The sequence below is a fragment of the Butyrivibrio sp. NC3005 genome (assembly GCF_000424545.1).
Taxonomy (GTDB): domain Bacteria; phylum Bacillota; class Clostridia; order Lachnospirales; family Lachnospiraceae; genus Butyrivibrio.
Genome location: NZ_AUKC01000004.1, coordinates 71322 through 88967, shown reverse-complemented (window position 1 = coordinate 88967; position 17646 = coordinate 71322). Strand labels below are relative to the sequence as shown.

Here is a 17646-nt window from a genome sequence, read left to right as displayed (position 1 = left end):
TAAAGAATTTGTTACCAGTGAAAAATAAGTAAATGAAATATTTGCTGAGTTTTTTCTTTTAAAATGCTAAAGGTGCGAAGATTGTACTAATTTTACAAGCGTTAGATTTTACATCTGACTTTTGAAGACGGTACAAAATCTTCGCACCTTTTTTGATATTTTTTGGATATACAATGGCGGATGCGAAGGAATTCAAACAGAAAGAAACTACTTGATTGATAAAAATAGCATGAAATATGCCAAAAACAAGAAAAAAGAGTACCATTTTCTAGCAGAATAGAGTATAATTTTAGCAGAAAGAATGTAAAAACTATAATAATTGATGAGAGAAAAATATGGAAAAGAAAGCTCAAAGAACATATATTGCAATAGATTTGAAATCTTTCTATGCATCAGTTGAATGTAAGGATAGAGGTTATGATCCTCTTTCTGTGAATCTGGTTGTTGCGGACGGCGAAAGGACTAACAAGACAATATGTCTTGCGGTTTCACCTTCTTTGAAGAAATATAAGATTCCTGGTCGTGCAAGGCTTTTCGAGGTGGAAGCCATGGTTAATAACATTAATAAGGCAAGGAAAATTGCAGCTAAAAATCACGTTTTTACTGGCAAATCTTTCTTTGAAGCTGAGCTTTTACAGGATAATTCGCTAGAACTTGATTATATAGTAGCACCGCCCAGGATGAAGAGATATGAAGAAATTAGTGCGAAAATATACAGTATTTATTTAAGGTATGTTGCACCGGAGGATATTCATGTTTATTCAATAGATGAGGTTTTTATAGATGCAACGGGATATCTTAATACTTATGGTCTTAATGCATTTGATTTCACGAAGAAGCTAATAGGAGAGGTATTCAAAGAAACCGGAATTACAGCAACTGCTGGAATTGCGCCTAATCTGTTTTTGTGTAAGGTGGCGATGGATGTGGTGGCCAAGCATATTCCTGCAGATAAAAATGGTGTAAGAATTGCAGAACTTGATGTTATAAGTTACAGAGAGAAGATGTGGAATCACAGACCGCTTACAGATTTCTGGAGGGTTGGAAGAGGAATAGCAAAAAAGCTTGAAGCAAATGGAATGTACACTATGGGCGATGTAGCAAAAATGGCTCTTATCAATGAGGATTTTTTGTTCAAACTATTTGGTGTAAATGCTGAGTATCTGATAGATCACGCTTTTGGATATGAAAATTCTACTATTGCAGACATTAAGAACTATAGGCCAAGGTCAGAGAGTATCAGCACGGGGCAGGTTCTATCTATGCCTTATGATGTCATAAAGGCTAGAATTATAATACGGGAAATGACAGAACAGCTTATTCTTGATCTTATTGACAAAAATCTTGTGACAAGCCATATAGTTCTTACAATAGGATACGATCACGAAAACCTTGGAAATCCGGAAATAAGGCAAAAATACAAAGGAGAAATTAAGATGGATCCTTATGGAAGGCTTGTTCCAAAGCATTCTACAGGGTGTGTCAATTTAGAAAAGCCAACTTCCTCTATCAGAACAATAGCAGATAAGGTGCTGGAACTCTATGAGAGGATAGTTAATCCTATTTTACTTATAAGACGAATAAATATTGCGGCATCAGAGTTAGAAGATGAAAGAAAGGCTAAAAGTAATAAAGAACATTTTGAACAGCTTACTCTTTTTACAAATGTTGCGCAAGAGGAAGAAAAGAGAGAAAAGGAAAAACTTGCACTAAAGAAAGAACAGGATATGCAGAAAGCAGTTCTTGTAATAAAGAAAAAGTATGGTAAAAATGCTATTTTTAAAGGCACAGATTTATTAGATGGAGCTACCACAATACTTAGAAATGCTCAGATTGGCGGGCATAAGGCATAGGAGGTGCGTATGTATGAGAGAGATAAAACATCCGATATAAAGTACAGAAGTGATGCTGAAACTATGAGGAAATATGGAGATATACTAGACGTCGAGTGGAATGGCGTAAGAAAGCATGCTCATGCGCCTATATCACTTCGCGCAGCGATGTTTGCTCCATTTGCAGCTCTTACAGGATTTGAAGATGAAATATACGAAAAGGCTCGTTTTACCAGCAGGGAACCTATTCTATCTGATAATAGAAAAGAAGAAATAGACTATGAATTGCAAAAATTGTGCAAGGCTTTAACTCAAAATAAAGATACAGACGTTAAGACTTTTGCAGAGTTTACTTTTTTCGTCAAAGATAGAAGAAAAGAAGGCGGAAAATACGTGACGAAAGAAGGTTTTGTTAGTAAAATTGATGTGTATAACCAAATGATTTATATGGAATCAGGTGATTTGATTCCTATTAACAGCATAGTTGATGTTATGTGCAGGGAGAGTGTTAGATGACCTATTTTACCTTCTTTTTTCTAGATAATGAAAAAGACATAATTGTCAGTCTTTACAAAGATTTGGACAGAATGTATTACGAACTTGAAACGCCTAATCATCATTCGGGAAATCTCATTAGAAATCTGGCTAAGATGTGTGATTTACCGCTTGAATTAAATGATGATGACATGCTCGTGATAAGAGGCGAGGTACCATGCTTTATAAATGGTAATAATGAAGAAGTGTATATTTTTAGCTTAAAAGATGTAAAAGTGGCAGATATTTATCCAGACGGAAGTGTGAAGGTATGTGCTTCTATTCCGTCTATCGCCAAGACTCTTATGAGTCAGACAAGAGATTACAAGCTAGGACTGTCCAAGACTATTTTTAATACTTTTGTTCCAAGAAAGGTAAAATTCAGAGCAGATCTTCATACACATATGAATGGCAATATTTCGCCGGATGTTTTGATTGCACTTGGTATTTATCATCAGATTAAATATCCTCTTTATTATGTTAAAAAACTAGATCTCGATATGACAATGTCTCAGTGGGAAAAAGTTCAGAAGAAAAGAGAGAAGGTTGAGAGGCAGTTTATTTCGTCTGATTTGAAAGGAAAGTACCTAGACAGGAAAATTGACGATAATACGTTTGTGAATTTTGCGGATTTGATACTGGGAAATATTAATCATGCAGAAGAGAATATAGTGAAAATCCGGGGATCTCTATGTGTTTTGAAGGATGGTCAGGCTGTTTTTACAAATCTTGAAAAGGTTTATTTGTACAGATATGTTTTTACCAAGGGAAAAGAGAGCGAAGAAAAAATCAATTTTCACAACATTGAGCAGATTCCCGATAAAGATGTAAAGAATGCCCTTTATCAAATGCTTAAAGATAGAGAAAATCCCTATTATTGTAATAATACCATTTTTCAGGATGATTTATTATGGATTGCCAGGGGTTACAAGAAGCAGGGTGTACATTATGCTGAAATAAGTGATACGACTTTGGTGAAAAAATATGAATCAAGTAAGCAGCTTTGTCAGATTCATGAGATTATGCCCAAAATTTATGAAGAAACTGGTGTTATGATAAGATTTTTGGCTGCACTTCGAAGAATTCCTCTTACTATAATCAAAGATGAAGTGACACCAGAGGATTATCTTATGCAGAATCTGCAGGTATTAAATGCAGTTTCTTATGATCCGTATGTTGCAGGCTGCGATTTTGTAGGTGAAGAGATTAACGATATAATCACTTTGAAGCCTGTTTTTAAAGAGATTGTAAAGATAGCAGCAAGAGATCCTTCATTTGTTATAAGAGTACATGCAGGTGAAAATGATAGCCAGAAAGATAATATTTATCACAGTATTATGTGCGTAAAAGATAGTCTTGAACCCGGTCAGAAGATGCCTAAGATGCGTCTTGGTCATGGTTTATATACATATGGACTGAAAACGCAAAAAGGTAAGCGTATTTTCAATGAGATAGTGAAAAATAATATTGTACTTGAATTCCAGATAAGTTCAAATGTTCGGCTTAATAATCTCAGCAATCTTGATAATCATCCTTTGAAAGATTATTTGATGATGGGCGTAAAGTGTGTTCAAGGTACTGATGGCGCCGCTTTATATGGCACAAGTTCTATTGATGAACAGCTTTCTTTGCAGAAAATGCTCGATTTATCTGTTGAAGAGTTGCAGCAGATGAAGGATACAGAGACAGAGATTATCGAAGAGAGTAAAAAAGCATATTCGATGAAAAAGGAACGTTTTTTAGAACTTACGAAGAATAAGGGAATGGAAGCTTTTTTTATCGAGATGATGGAAAAATATCGAAAAGATATCCATTTAAAAATTCAAAGTGCTCGCAAATACGATGTATGCGTCGAACTTGGTAATAAAATTGAACAGCTTCCTTGGGATAAGCTTCCAATCATTATAATGGGTGGTTCTTTTAATTCAGAGAAACGAACTACAAGATTAATGCAGGAAGCTATAAAAGAACTTGATGATTTCGTAGAAACGCTAGATCCTGAAGAGGTATTTTTTGTAATAGGTAACAGATTTACCGGGTATGAGAAATATCTTGTTGATAAGTATGCAGATAGATTTAAGTGTTTCTCTATTGTTCCGGCGCTTATTACCTTACAGGAGAAAAATAATCTAATTAAGTCTAATGTTTCTATTCGTGTGTCGACTGAAGTCGAAAGTTCAGGAATATATAAGAGTTTTAACTATGAAATCTTTGAGAGAAGACCGTCTGTGGTAATTGCTTTTGATGGTAATCTCTCTGGTGCCAATATGATTCAGGAAGCCAAAAATGGTAAAGGTAGAGCAGAGATTTTTGTATGGGGACATTCAAATGCTTTAAGGAAAAAGGCTGATACGTTGGATGGATATGTGAAGATTTTTGATGAGGAAAATCACTTGCTTGAACAAACAAAAATAAACGATAAATGATTATATGTCAAAATATCGGGGAGGAGTAGTTTAGATGAAAGTGTGATAAATGATGAAGTCGTGTAAAAGATTGATTACTATATCATTTTTTATGTTTTTGCTTTTTACTGCATGTGGCAATACCTATTCTTTTGAAGAGTCAAGTGCCAAAATAAAAAACGATGGTGTCAACGAACAGAGTCTGGAAGTATCAGTAAACCCTCAGTGGCAAACTAAACCTTCTAAACTGTTTGTAAAATACTATCCGTACATGGCAAGTCAGATTGATGTGATGGATGTTGCATCAGCTAAAAAATATCTTGCAGAGAAAAAGGTAAAATATGAAATAATAGAAACAAGTCTTATTACTACGATTGATATTCATGATGAAGAAAATGGAAATATACTGACGTTATCTTTTACTAAGTATGGCGATAAGAAACAGGTACTTGAGATTGTTAAATACGGAAATTCAGAAATGAGCATTGATGTAGTTGATTTAAATCATATGAATAATATTCAGTTCAAGGCGAATACATTTTTGGGGGAACAGACAAAAATCATGGATAAAATGTCAGATTTATTAGATTTCTTTTTTGGAGAATAGAACTATAATGATAATAGTTTTTAAATTTCTGTGTTTGTTTTCCGTTTATAAGTAAATAATAATCTGATAATCCGATTGAAAAAGGGGTGAAGAGTATGAAAGAAGATAATACTGATGTATTAAGTCGGGGATTTGTGGAAAATTCTAATACCACCATGAATCCCAATGTTAATATGTATCAGAATCAGGGATTTGCAGGAAATCCTAATGTTAATATAAATCAGAATCAAGGATTTACAGGAAATCCTAATATTAATGGGAATGCAAATTTTGGTTATGACAATAGTTTTAATGGAAATTCGTTTATAAATCCAGAACATCATGATACAGAAAAAGTTCATAAAAAGGAAGCTTGGCTTGGAAGTAACCTTATGGGGATTCTTGCAAGTTTTCTTATAATTGCTGCGTTTATAATGTTTGCAAAAGCGCTTATTCCACATATGGATGAGGCAATTAAGATGTTCATAATGTACATGGTGAGCATCATAATATTTGCAACAGGTTTTGTCTTACACAGAAAATACAATAATATGGCTGTGTTCACTGGAATTGAAGTATGCGGTGCCGGTGCAGTATATGTGTCACTAATAGTATCTAAGACATATTTTCATGCTATAAATGATGTTGTGTTGTATGTACTTTTACTTGCATGGGGAATATCGATTCTGCTTGTAGACAAAAGTTCAAAAATTGCTCTTGGTTATGCAGGAAATGTTGGATTTATTTTATCTATGCTTCTTGCAATGGGGAACGAAGACACTGAAGTACTTATTCCACTTATGATATACATGGTGGTTTTTTCGGGGGTTTATGCATTTATTTGTTATTCTGAAAGAAATCAGATGTATCTGCAAGACATATTTAATATAACTGCATTTTTGATATTTACTTATAAAACAGATTTTATGCGTAATGAAGGTGATTATCCTTTTGTTATGATACTTAATCTTATAATTGCGCTGACATATTTGATATATATTGCGTATAAGGAACTGACCTTTTTGGATAAAAAGTGTGGCGGTGTAAGTGTAGCATGCTTTGCGTATGTCGCTTATGCAATAGCAAATGTGCTTAAATATTATGATGTACCTTCTTTTGTTGGTGTTATTCTCTTTGCCTGTACAGGTGCAGTGTATGTCTATTTGTCTATTGTGGTATTTTCCAAGTCACAAATCAGAAATCTTTTAGAAGCCTCAACAGTTGGTTCGTCATTGGCTTTTTTTGTGGCGTTTATCTACAATATGCATGATATGATGATTGTAAGTACAATTATACTTGGAGCATATATTTTAATAGTCATGGGACTTGGCTGTGTAACTTCTAACAAGTATTTGAAGTATCAAGCATATGATTTTTTGGCTATTAAGGTCTTTTTGTTATTGTTTTCTAACAATCCACAAGTGCATTTTGCACTGGGAACAGCATTTGTAATTTCTGTTGTATTTTTGGTATATGAATATATAACAGATGGAAAAGATGAAGATAAAGGATATTCGTATTTTTTGTCATTAGTTAGTGCGTTTATCCTTTTTTACAAGATTATTGACTATAATAAATTTGATTTGGAACAAAAAGAAATTATATATTTCTTTGAGATTTTGTTTATTCTAGGTATTAATGCTTTTGTCATGGTGCTTAACTATAGAAAAAGAAAAAGCAGTAATATATCGTTTTATTTTTTGGTTCAACTGATAATTAATTCGGTTGGAATAATAGTGTGTCTTGTTAGTATGCATTTTGTTAAGAATGAAATTTTGCATGTATTATACATTTTTTTGACTTTCATGCTCGTAACTGTAAACCTTAAGCATCATCTTGATAATAAAGATGAGCTGTTTTGGGCAGGACTTAAATATGAAATTGTGCTTTTGAGCGCGCTTATAAGTTATGATGCAGAAGGATATATTATCAGCATGTGCTCGCTTATAATAGCGCTTGCATGCATAGTGATAGGACTTATGCAAAAGTTCCGTTCAAAGGGGCTGCGAGTTTTGGGCTTTTTCTTATGTATTGTTTTTATTTTTAAATTGGGATTGTTTGATTATTCAGCAAAAGATACACTTGCAAAAGCGTTTGCAACTCTTATATGTGGTATTATCTGTTTTATAATAAGCGCTGTTTACAGCAGAGTTGAAAAACAATGCAGTAATGACGAGATAGAAACAAATGGAGATAATACAAGAATAAATGGACAGAGATGAATTTGAAAAAAGAAATTTTTTGAAGGCTTTTATACCAGATTATATTGATGGATGGCTCATAATAGGAGTCATCCACCTTCTTAGTCATATGCCTGTGACCAAAACAAAAAGGTTTAATAATCGCTGCATAAATACTAAAGTCATTGAAAAAGCTTACAAACAGGGAAAATATATTGAAAACCAGAATTCGATTGTCTGGGACAATATTAAATATGGAATTTCTACTATGGGTAAGTCGGGATGCGGAGTCATGGCAGTTGCAAATGCATATACCGCACTTGGATATAGTCTTAGTGGTGAAGAATTGTTATATCTTATTTCCGCATTTGAGAAAAAAGGTGTGGTATTACTGGGAAAATGGGGAACGACATTAAAAAGTGTAACGATTTATTTTTCTTCTTCGTTTTACAGAAAACGTTTTTGGAAAGAATATGAGCTTGGTTCTGCATGCAAAAATGATAAAAATCATGAACTGTCAGGATTTGAAGTAAAGACAATAGTAGGCGATAGCTCTAAAAAACTTGATGAGTTAGGTGAGTGGAGTGATGTTGTAGTGGCATCGGTGTTCAATGACAAAATAAATATCTTAAAAGGAATACATACATTTACAGTTGAAAAGAGAAAAAATAAGGCAGGCAAAATATGCTTTGTGGCTCATAATACAGCTCTTTTTCATGATGTAAATAAAAATGGTATTTATGATGAGGGAATAGATTACTTCATTGAAAGTAATGAATATCTTACTTTAAAGGAAGCAATAGATGATTCTACTCATACAAAGAGCAAGTTTCATAGAGCAAAGAATATAATTGCAACTGGAATAAGGCTAAATAATTAGAAACGTAAGCTGTTTTTGCTCTTGCAAATATTATCGTTCGACTTTACAATTAATTGTAAGTGTTTACAATTGGAGGAGAATGAAAAATGCGTGATTTGGATTACTTAAAACTTCTTTCAAAGGAATACCCGAATGTTCGAAAAGCGGGTGCTGAGATTATAAATCTCCGTGCTATCTGCGGACTTCCTAAGGGAACAGAATACTTTTTTTCTGACTTGCATGGAGAAAATCAAAGTTTTGTTCATTTGCTTAGAAGTTCATCTGGTATTATCAGAGCAAAAATAGAAGAGACTTTCGGACAAATGTTGTCAGAGAATGAACAGCTTGAACTTGCTAATCTAATTTATTATCCCGACAGAGTTTTGGCAAAATGGCATAAGGAAAGAAAAGACTGCGCTGATTGGAAAAAAGTTACTATTTTTCGATTGGTTCAGATAGCAAGATGTGTAGGAAGAAAATACACAAGATCTAAAGTTAGAAAGAAAATGCCACAGGATTATGCATATGCGATTGATGAACTTCTTCATTCTGATGGCAAGGATATAGATAAGAGAATATATTACCAGGAAATTGTCAATGCCATAATAGAAATAGATGCAGCAGACTGCTTTATAATGGCGTTATGCCAGCTTATACAAAATCTTACAATCGACAGCCTTCATATTATAGGAGATATATTTGATAGAGGCCCTAGAGCCGATATAATTATGGATGAACTTATGAATTTCCATGATGTTGATATTCAGTGGGGAAATCATGATATAAGCTGGATGGGTGCGGCAGCAGGAAATACCGCGTGTATTGCAAATGTTCTAAGAATTGCGACAAGCTATAATTGCTTTGACGTTCTTGAAGATGGTTATGGTATAAATTTAAGACCACTTAGTATGTTTGCTGCGGAAGTCTATGGTGATGATAACTGCGATTGCTTTAGACCGCATCTTTTGGATGAAAATATTGTTGACTGTGTAAATCCGGATCTTGCTGCGAAGATGTGTAAAGCTATAACGATTATTCAGTTCAAACTTGAAGGTCAGCTTATACAAAACCATAAGGAATATAACCTTAATGAGAGACTTCTTCTTGATAAGATGGATTTGGAAAAAGGTACTGTTAAGATTGGTAAAAAAGTCTATAAACTAAAGGATACCTATTTTCCTACAATTGATATGAAGAATCCATATGAGCTTTCTGATCAGGAAAAAGAGCTTATGCATGCATTAAAGGTTAGCTTTGTGCATTCAACTCTTTTACAGGAGCATGTTCAATTTTTGTATTCTCATGGAGGAATGTACAAGATTTGCAATAACAATCTTCTTTTTCATGGATGTATACCTATGAATGAAGATGGCAGTTTTATGACTGTCCACACAAAAGATGGAGATTTTTCTGGAAGAAAGTTAATGGACTATGTTGAACAAAAATGCATAGATGCATATTTTCTTGATCCACGAGAGCATGAAAAAGAGAAAAAAGAAGCGATGGATTTGATGTGGTATCTTTGGTGTGGTCCTCATTCTCCGCTTTTTGGAAAGGATAGGATTACAACATTTGAGCATTGCTTTGTTGATGATAAAGAGGCTAAAATTGAAAGATACAATGCTTATTATTCTTTTTCAAATGATGAAAAATATGTTGATCAGATTTTGAAAGAGTTTGGACTTCCAGAAAAAGGAACTCACATTATCAACGGACATGTTCCGGTTGAAGTGAAAAATGGCGAAAGTCCTGTCAGGGCGAATGGTAAACTGTATGTAATAGATGGTGGTTTGTCCAAAGCATATCATAAGAAAACAGGTATAGCCGGTTATACACTTATAGGAAATTCACACCATTTAGCTCTAGCAGTTCATAAACCTTTTGTTCCTGGAAGGGAGGTCACACCTGATATTCAGGTAACTGAAGTTTTCGAGAGACGTATTATGGTTCATGATACAGATGTGGGCAAAAAGCTTTTATCACAGATTTCAGATTTAAAAGATTTGCTGGAGGCTTATAAGAAGGGGCTTATAAAAGAGAACAATCTGTACAAATAATAAAGCGAAAGGTTTTGGGTACGGGAATGGATATAGCTGTATTTAGTGATATACATGGTAATCATACTGCACTTCAGGCATGCTTTGACAAATCAGTTTCAAAAGGCATTACCAATTTCCTTTTGCTCGGAGACTATGTGACAGACTGCCCAAATCCGCAAAAGACAATGGAAATGATTTATATGCTGCGTAAATATTTTACAGTGTGGATGATTCGCGGCAATAGAGAAGAATACCTTCTGGATTATAGAAAAAAAGGTGACAATAGCTGGAAAAAGGGATCTGCTAGTGGTTCTTTACTTTATACATACAAAAATCTTACGACAAAAGATTTAAATTTTTTTGATTCAATGCCCAATTATTCTGTATGGAGAAAAGATGGATATCCCTCTTTTGAATATTGTCATGGCTCGCCTTCATCAAGTAGAGAAGTGATGCTTCCAAATGGAAGAAATACAAGAAGGATTGTTACGCATCTAAAAACTTCATTGCTTGTACATGGACATCACCATGAACAATCCTGCTGCAGTTTTAGGGATAAACGTGCAATCAATCCTGGTTCTATAGGTGTACCGTGGTCGTATGGCGGTAGAACACAGTTTTGCATTTTGCATGGAAATAATAAGACATGGGAAGAGGAGTTTTTTCAGCTTGAGTACGACAGGAAAGAGATATTAAAAGAGTTTTCCTCTTCAGGTCTTATGGAGATTGCACCTGCATGGTCAGCGGTTACTATGCATACAATTCGTACAGGAATAGATCTTAATGAAAAGGTACTTCTTAGAGCAACACAGTTGTGTGAACAGGAAATGGGATTTGCTAAATGGCCGGATATTCCTGAAAGATACTGGGCACTTGCTTTGAAAGAATGTAATATTGATTTATCTGGAAAAGATATTCCAAATGTAAAAATAAAAAAAGAATAAACAAACGTTATTAAATGATAAAAAGTCTGCAAAGCGTAGAAAATATCAAGCTTTGCAGACTTTTTTATATATATTTTTCAAAAGCGCATCAAGTAAATGCGAGAAAAACGGAGAATAAAAGAGAATATATGAGAATACTGGTGATTAAACTGCTGTAAACGGGTTTGCAACTTGGAAACTATAAAAGTATTATAGTTCTAGAGGTTAGCACTCAGGGGAATAGAGTGCTAATAATCAAAAAATTAATCCATGAAAAATATATATGCATATAAAGGAGGCTTTATCATGAAATTAACACCACTTGCAGACAGAGTTGTTTTGAAACAGCTTGAGGCAGAGGAAACAACAGCTTCCGGAATCGTTCTTCCGGGCAAGGAGAAAGAGAAGCCACAGCAGGCAGAAGTTATTGCTGTAGGACCTGGCGGAGTTGTAGACGGCAAAGAAGTTAAGATGGAAGTAAAAGTTGGCCAGAAGGTAATCTATAGCAAATATTCAGGAACAGAAGTAAAGCTTGATGATGATACATTCATTATCGTAAAGCAGAATGATATTCTTGCAGTTATTGATTGATTTCTAGCATTAATTCATATACAGGAGGCTATTAAAAATGGCAAAAACAATTAAGTATGGTGATGAAGCTCGTATGGCAATGGTTGCTGGCGTAAACAAGCTAGCTGATACAGTAGGTGTAACAATTGGACCTAAGGGAAGAAACGTAGTTCTTGACAAATCTTATGGTGCTCCTACAATTACAAACGATGGTGTAACTATCGCAAAGGAAATCGAACTTGAAGATGCTTATGAGAACATGGGTGCTCAGCTTGTAAAGGAAGTTGCTACAAAGACAAACGATGTAGCAGGTGATGGTACAACAACAGCTACCGTTCTTGCACAGGCAATGATTAACGAAGGAATGAAGAACCTTGCAGCAGGTGCTAACCCAATCGTACTCAGAAAAGGTATGAAGAAGGCTACAGAAGCTGCAGTTGCATCTATTCAGAAGATGGCTACAAAGGTTAGTGGAAAAGAGCAGATTGAGCGTGTTGCTGCTGTTTCTTCTGCAGACGATGAAGTTGGTAAGATGATTGCTGACGCTATGGAAAAGGTTTCAAATGATGGCGTTATCACGATTGAAGAGTCCAAGACAATGCAGACAGAGCTTGATCTTGTTGAAGGAATGGAATTTGATCGTGGTTATATCTCTGCTTACATGGCAACAGATATGGACAAGATGGAAGCTACAATGGATGAGCCTCTTATTCTTATTACAGATAAGAAGATTTCTAATATTCAGGATATTCTTCCACTTCTTGAGCAGATTGTAAAGACAGGTCAGAAACTTCTCATCATTGCAGAGGATGTAGATGGTGAAGCTCTTACAACTCTTATTGTTAACAAGCTTCGCGGAACATTTAATGTTGTAGCTGTTAAGGCTCCAGGATATGGTGATAGAAGAAAGGATATGCTTCAGGATATCGCTATTCTTACAGGTGGTAAGGTAATCTCTGCTGATCTTGGTCTTGAACTTAAGGATACAACAATGGATGATCTTGGACGTGCTAAGAGCATCAAGGTTACAAAGGAAAAGACAACTATTGTTGATGGTGAAGGTGATAAGGAAGAAATCAAGTCTCGTGTTGCTCAGATTAAGAAGCAGATTGAAGAGACAACATCTGATTTCGATAGAGAAAAGCTTCAGGAGCGTCTCGCTAAGCTTGCTGGTGGTGTTGCAGTTATCAGAGTTGGTGCTGCTACAGAAACAGAGATGAAGGAAGCTAAGTATAGAATGGAAGATGCTCTTAATGCGACAAGAGCAGCTGTTGAAGAAGGTATCATCTTTGGTGGTGGAAGTGCATATATCCATGCATCAAAAGAAGTTAAGAATCTTGCTGATTCTCTTGAAGGTGATGAGAAGACAGGTGCATATATCATTGTTAAGGCTCTTGAGTCTCCACTTCGTCATATTGCTGAGAATGCTGGTCTTGACGGATCTGTTATCGTTAACAAGGTTAAAGAGAGCAATGTAGGTATGGGCTTCAACGCTTATACAGAAGAGTATGTTGATATGGTTAAGGACGGAATCATTGATCCTGCTAAGGTTACAAGATCTGCACTTCAGAATGCAACATCTGTAGCTTCAAGCTTCCTTACAACAGAGGCAGCTGTAGCTACAATCAAGGAGCCAGCTCCAGCAGTTCCAGCTCCTCAGCCAGGAATGGGTTACTAATCTGGAAGTAGATTTTAACTATTCGATAAAGTTTGTCACTGAAGTTGAAAAACGTCGGGCAGACAGAATAATACGTGTTTTTTATCGTAATAGTAGTATTTTTATCGATAAGAACTTAAAAACAAGCAGATGCAGTATTGCACCTGCTTGTTTTTCTTGGTAATATATTGTATATCTGTGCAAAAATTGAGTGAATGTATAATAAAGCTACACAGGTAGAGAATGCAATTGACTGCGGTCTACAGGCAATTAAACAGTCATAAGTATGTTGCTTTTTATAAGCGGCAAAAGAATTATTCGGGGAGAGGGAAAATAAATGAATGCGCTTGAAGTTTTATTGGTACTTCCAATACTTCCGGCTATTGCACTTATGTTTTTAGTGTACAAGCAGGATAGAATTGAGAAAGAACCCAAGGAACTGGTTGTTTATCTTATGTTATTAGGAGCCGTTTCATGTTTGCCGGCTATGGGACTTGAACATATGGCGGATGCGATATTGAAATACCAGAGTGAACATAATGATATTTCAGCAACTGTATATAATATTTATAGTAATTTCCTTGGTGTTGCTTTGATGGAAGAAGGTGTAAAGCATCTTGCAGCAAGACAGATAACATGGAAGCATCCATCTTTTGATTATACTTTTGATGGAGTTGTGTACTGTGTTGCGTCTTCTCTTGGTTTTGCTGCATTAGAAAATATATTATATTTTGCGACAAGTGGAATGAGTCAGAATCTTGCACTTATGAGAGCGCTTACCGCAGTTCCAGGACATTGCATATTTGGCATTTACATGGGACATTTTCTTGGAAAAGCCAAAAGGTGCAAAAGACAAAAAGACACTGTTGGAAAATGGTTTAATATGTTTTTGAGTATGTTTGTACCAGTTATGATTCATGGTTTTTATGATTTTGTAATCAATCAGGTGCAAAGCTCAGGAGATGAAAGTTCACTTTGGTTTGTTTTGTTTTTGGTTTTTATTATTACACTCGATGTTGTTGCAATTATACAGATAAAAGGATTTTCCAAGGCGGATGCTAAGCTTTAATCTGGAAAAATCCGAAATAAAAGAAGTGGTTTATAAAACCGGAAAGAAGAAAAAAATGAAAGATTTAAAAGACTATGTAAGAACAATTCCTAATTTTCCTCAGGAAGGCATTATGTTCCGTGACGTTACTACTGTAATTGGTGATGCTGATGGACTTAAGCTTGCTGTTGATACTATGCAGGATCTTGTGAAAGATTTGGATTTCGACGTAGTTGCAGGAGCTGAATCAAGAGGATTTATTTTTGGAGCTCCAATCGCATATAATCTGCATAAGCCTTTCGTACTTATCAGAAAGAAAGGAAAACTTCCTTCAGAGACAGTATCTGTTGATTATGATCTTGAATATGGTAAGGCTACTCTTGAAATGCACAAGGATGCGCTTAAGAAAGGTCAGAAGGTTCTTATCGTTGATGATCTTATCGCAACAGGCGGAACAACAGAGGCTATGATTCGTCTTGTTGAAGAGTGTGGCGGAGAAGTTGCAGGTGTTCTGGTTCTTATGGAACTTGCAGGACTTGAGGGAAGAAAGAAGATTGCAAATTATCGTCTTGATAGTGCAATCGTTTACGAAGGAAAATAATCGTTGCAGTGACAGTAACACAGTAATAACAGTTCTTATAAAAGGCGCAGTTTATAAAGCTGTGTCTTTTATAAGAGACTGACTAAGCATAAAACACTAGGATAGAGGGATGTATGGAAGATAGGACGTTTGATGATGGAAAAATTGAATCGATAGAGGAATTTCAGAGCCCTGAAAAACTATATGGAGATTTAATTGAGCGCGTCCGCCGTTACCATCCGTCGGACGATATTTCGATGATTGAAAAGGCGTATAATATTGCGCACGAAGCACATAAAGATCAGCTTCGTCGCTCTGGTGAGCCCTATATTATACATCCATTGTGCGTTGCAATCATTTTAGCTGATTTAGAGCTTGATAAAGAGACTATAGAAGCGGGACTTTTACATGATGTTGTTGAAGATACGATTCTAACTAAAGAAGAAATAGAAGAAAGTTTTGGAGCGGACGTAGCTTTGCTTGTTGATGGAGTTACTAAACTTCAGAATTTGCAGCTGCCTGCTGACTATAAAGACAAGACTGCTGAACAGCTTGAAATGCAGGCTGAAAACTTAAGAAAAATGTTTTTGGCTATGGCAAAGGATATCAGAGTAATCTTGATAAAGCTTGCCGATCGTCTACATAATATGCGAACTTTGGAACACATGCCGCCTGTAAAGCAGCATCGTATTGCACAGGAAACGCTAGATATATATTCTCCAATAGCAGGACGTCTTGGTATCAGTAAAATCAAGGTTGAACTCGATGATCTTTCTTTGAAATATCTAAAACCAGATGTTTATGAAGACTTGAAAGAGAAAGTTGCGCAGAAAAAAGGCGAAAGAGAAGCATATGTTGAAGAGATTGCCGAAAGTGTCCGCCTCGCGATTGCCAGAGCTGAAATTGAGGGTGATGTTAATGGCAGAGTAAAGCATTTTTTCAGTATATACAAAAAGATGCGTAATCAGGGAAAAACTCTCGATCAGATATATGATTTATTTGCTGTGCGCATAATTGTGAAGTCCGTAAAGGATTGTTATGCAGCGCTTGGTGTGATTCATGAAATGTATAAGCCAATTCCAGGACGTTTCAAGGATTACATCGCTATGCCAAAAGCAAATATGTATCAATCGCTTCATACTACTTTGATTGGACCAAAAGGAATACCTTTTGAGATTCAGATAAGAACCTATGAAATGCATCGTGCTGCAGAATACGGTATTGCTGCTCATTGGAAGTACAAAGAAGCTTCCGATGGAAAGAAAGTAGAGAATCAGGAAGAAGAAAAACTTGTTTGGTTACGTCAGATTCTGGAATGGCAAAGAGACATGAGTGATAACCAACAGTTTATGAATCTTCTGAAAAGTGATTTGAATTTGTTTTCTGAAGATGTGTATTGTTTCACTCCTCAAGGTGATGTCAAAAATCTTCCAAAGGGTTCTACTCCGATAGATTTTGCTTATGCTATACACTCTGCAATTGGCAATAAGATGATAGGTGCTAAGGTTAATGGCAAACTTGTTCCTATCGAGTATGAAATAAGAAATGGTGATAGAGTTGAGATTTTAACAAGTCAGAATTCTCGTGGACCTTCTAGAGATTGGCTTTCTATTGCAAAATCTACTTCGACTAAGAATAAAATTAATCAATGGTTCAGAGTTCAACTCAAAGAAGAAAATATTCTTCGCGGGAAAGAACTTATTAATGATTTCTGTAAGGCGAAAAACATTGATTTTTCTCAAATTGGAAAAGCTGAGTATGTAGATATTATTGTTCGAAAGTACGGTTTTCATGATTGGGATGCTGTGCTTGCAGCAATAGGCCACGGTGGTCTCAAAGAAGGCGGCGTAGTTAATAAGCTTGTTGAACTATATGAGAAAGACCATAAGAAGAATCTTACAGATGAAGAAGTGCTTGCAGCTGCAAATGAATCAAATGTTCCTGTTCAGATATCTAATACAGGAAATGCAATTGTAGTTAAGGGAATTCATGATGTTGCAGTTAGATTTTCAAGGTGTTGCAATCCTGTTCCTGGTGATGACATTATTGGATTTGTAACTAGAGGAAGAGGTGTCTCAATTCATCGTAAGGACTGCATAAATGTTCAAACAATGATTACAGAAGACCGCTCCAGACTGATTGAAGCCAGATGGGAAACGGATGGAGCAGTCAGTGGGGAAAAGTATACTGCTGATATTAAGATTTTTGCTAATGACAGACAAGGACTTCTTGCCGATGTATCGAGAATTCTTACTGAGAATAATATCAGTATAATTTCTCTGAATACAAGGACTAGCAAGCAAGGACTGGCTACTATGGAAACTTCTTTTCAGGTTTCCAGTAGAGAAGAACTTAAAAATGTTACAGAAAAACTTCGACAGATTGATAGTGTAATTGACATTGAGCGTTCAACTGGCTAAAAAAGGGTATTGA

Annotated in this window: 13 protein-coding genes; all 13 read left to right on the top strand. The window is 35.5% G+C overall.

Annotated elements, in window-relative coordinates; all coding sequences use genetic code 11:
- Positions 1 to 335 precede the first annotated feature (335 nt).
- The 13 genes from G634_RS0101345 (at position 336) to G634_RS0101285 (ending at position 17633) form a co-directional block, all read left to right on the top strand.
- Positions 336 to 1853, top strand: a complete 1518-nt coding sequence (locus G634_RS0101345) for a Y-family DNA polymerase (RefSeq protein WP_026503780.1) — start codon at positions 336 to 338, stop codon at positions 1851 to 1853.
- Between the two features lie 9 nt (positions 1854 to 1862).
- Positions 1863 to 2348, top strand: a complete 486-nt coding sequence (locus tag G634_RS17535; RefSeq protein ID WP_051233613.1) for a hypothetical protein — start codon at positions 1863 to 1865, stop codon at positions 2346 to 2348.
- Positions 2345 to 4792 (top strand): adenosine deaminase, encoded by a 2448-nt coding sequence (locus tag G634_RS0101335; protein WP_026503779.1) that lies wholly within the window; start codon positions 2345 to 2347, stop codon positions 4790 to 4792. The genes G634_RS17535 and G634_RS0101335 overlap by 4 nt, the downstream gene beginning before the upstream one ends.
- 49 nt (positions 4793 to 4841) lie before the next feature.
- Entirely contained in the window at positions 4842 to 5378 is a 537-nt protein-coding gene (locus G634_RS0101330) for a hypothetical protein (protein ID WP_035798479.1), read from the top strand.
- A 95-nt stretch (positions 5379 to 5473) separates the two neighbouring features.
- Complete coding sequence (locus G634_RS0101325; RefSeq protein ID WP_026503777.1) at positions 5474 to 7579, top strand: hypothetical protein; 2106 nt, start codon at positions 5474 to 5476, stop codon at positions 7577 to 7579.
- Positions 7566 to 8417, top strand: a complete 852-nt coding sequence (locus G634_RS0101320; protein ID WP_026503776.1) for a hypothetical protein — start codon at positions 7566 to 7568, stop codon at positions 8415 to 8417. The genes G634_RS0101325 and G634_RS0101320 overlap by 14 nt, the downstream gene beginning before the upstream one ends.
- 86 nt (positions 8418 to 8503) lie before the next feature.
- Positions 8504 to 10453, top strand: a complete 1950-nt coding sequence (locus G634_RS0101315; protein WP_026503775.1) for a fructose-bisphosphatase class III — start codon at positions 8504 to 8506, stop codon at positions 10451 to 10453.
- Between the two features lie 26 nt (positions 10454 to 10479).
- Positions 10480 to 11379 (top strand): metallophosphoesterase family protein, encoded by a 900-nt coding sequence (locus tag G634_RS17530; protein WP_051233612.1) that lies wholly within the window; start codon positions 10480 to 10482, stop codon positions 11377 to 11379.
- 285 nt (positions 11380 to 11664) lie between these two features.
- Positions 11665 to 11949, top strand: coding sequence for a co-chaperone GroES (locus G634_RS0101305; protein ID WP_026503774.1), 285 nt, complete (start codon positions 11665 to 11667; stop codon positions 11947 to 11949).
- 37 nt (positions 11950 to 11986) lie between these two features.
- A complete protein-coding gene (gene groL, locus G634_RS0101300; protein WP_026503773.1) occupies positions 11987 to 13606 on the top strand; it encodes a chaperonin GroEL in 1620 nt (539 codons plus the stop codon).
- Positions 13607 to 13922: 316 nt separating this feature from the next.
- A complete protein-coding gene (locus G634_RS0101295; RefSeq protein ID WP_026503772.1) occupies positions 13923 to 14654 on the top strand; it encodes a PrsW family intramembrane metalloprotease in 732 nt (243 codons plus the stop codon).
- Positions 14655 to 14709: 55 nt separating this feature from the next.
- Complete coding sequence (locus G634_RS0101290; protein ID WP_026503771.1) at positions 14710 to 15234, top strand: adenine phosphoribosyltransferase; 525 nt, start codon at positions 14710 to 14712, stop codon at positions 15232 to 15234.
- Between the two features lie 113 nt (positions 15235 to 15347).
- A complete protein-coding gene (locus G634_RS0101285) occupies positions 15348 to 17633 on the top strand; it encodes a RelA/SpoT family protein (protein WP_035798477.1) in 2286 nt (761 codons plus the stop codon).
- The last annotated feature ends 13 nt before the right edge of the window (positions 17634 to 17646 follow it).